The sequence below is a fragment of the Clostridioides sp. ZZV15-6383 genome (assembly GCF_020657735.1).
In the GTDB taxonomy this organism is placed as follows: Bacteria; Bacillota; Clostridia; order Peptostreptococcales; family Peptostreptococcaceae; genus Clostridioides; species Clostridioides difficile_D.
Map to the genome: position 1 here is coordinate 1 of NZ_JAGWCV010000124.1, position 1,289 is coordinate 1,289.

Here is a 1,289-nt window from a genome sequence, read left to right on the forward strand (position 1 = left end):
ATGTGATGGGGAGCGAAATTTAGTAGCGAAGTAGCTGATTTCACACTGTCAAGAAAAGTCTCTATCGAGGTTAAAGGTACCCGTACCGCAAACCGACACAGGTGGGTGAGGAGAGTATCCTAAGGCCCGCGAGAGAACTGTTGTTAAGGAACTCGGCAAAATGACCCCGTAACTTAGGGATAAGGGGTGCCACCATACGGTGGCCGCAGAGAATAGGCCCAAGCGACTGTTTACCAAAAACATAGGTTTCTGCTAAGTCGCAAGACGATGTATAGGAGCTGACGCCTGCCCGGTGCTGGAAGGTTAAGGGGATCTGTTAGAGCAATCGAAGCAGTGAACTTAAGCCCCAGTAAACGGCGGCCGTAACTATAACGGTCCTAAGGTAGCGAAATTCCTTGTCGGGTAAGTTCCGACCCGCACGAAAGGCGTAACGATTTGGGCACTGTCTCAACAACAGACTCGGTGAAATTGTAATTCCGGTGAAGATGCCGGATACCTGCGACAGGACGGAAAGACCCCATGGAGCTTTACTGTAGCTTGACATTGGGTCTTGGTACTACATGTACAGGATAGGTGGGAGGCTTTGAAACCAGGACGCCAGTTTTGGCGGAGCCATCCTTGGGATACCACCCTTGTAGTACTGGGACTCTAACCATAGGCCATGAATCTGGTCTTGGGACACTGTCAGGTGGGCAGTTTGACTGGGGCGGTCGCCTCCCAAAAGGTAACGGAGGCGCTCAAAGGTTCTCTCAGTACGGTCGGAAATCGTACGTAGAGTGTAAAGGCAAAAGAGAGCTTGATTGCAAGACATACAGGTCGAGCAAGGATGAAAATCGGACTTAGTGATCCGGTGGTTCTGCGTGGAAGGGCCATCGCTCAACGGATAAAAGCTACCCTGGGGATAACAGGCTTATCTCCCCCAAGAGTCCACATCGACGGGGAGGTTTGGCACCTCGATGTCGGCTCATCACATCCTGGGGCTGTAGTAGGTCCCAAGGGTTGGGCTGTTCGCCCATTAAAGTGGTACGCGAGCTGGGTTCAGAACGTCGTGAGACAGTTCGGTCCCTATCCGTCGCAGGCGTAGGAAATTTGAGAAGACCTGTCCTTAGTACGAGAGGACCGGGATGGACGTACCTCTGGTGTACCAGTTGTTCTGCCAAGGGCATGGCTGGGTAGCTATGTACGGAATGGATAAGCGCTGAAAGCATCTAAGCGCGAAGCCAACTTCAAGATAAGATTTCCCACCGCAAGGGTAAGACCCCAGAAAGACTATCTGGTTGATAGGTCGA

Annotated in this window: 1 rRNA gene; it reads left to right on the top strand. The window is 51.9% G+C overall.

Annotated elements, in window-relative coordinates:
• A 23S ribosomal RNA gene (locus KGF42_RS19035) occupies window positions 1-1,289 on the top strand; the annotation flags it as partial.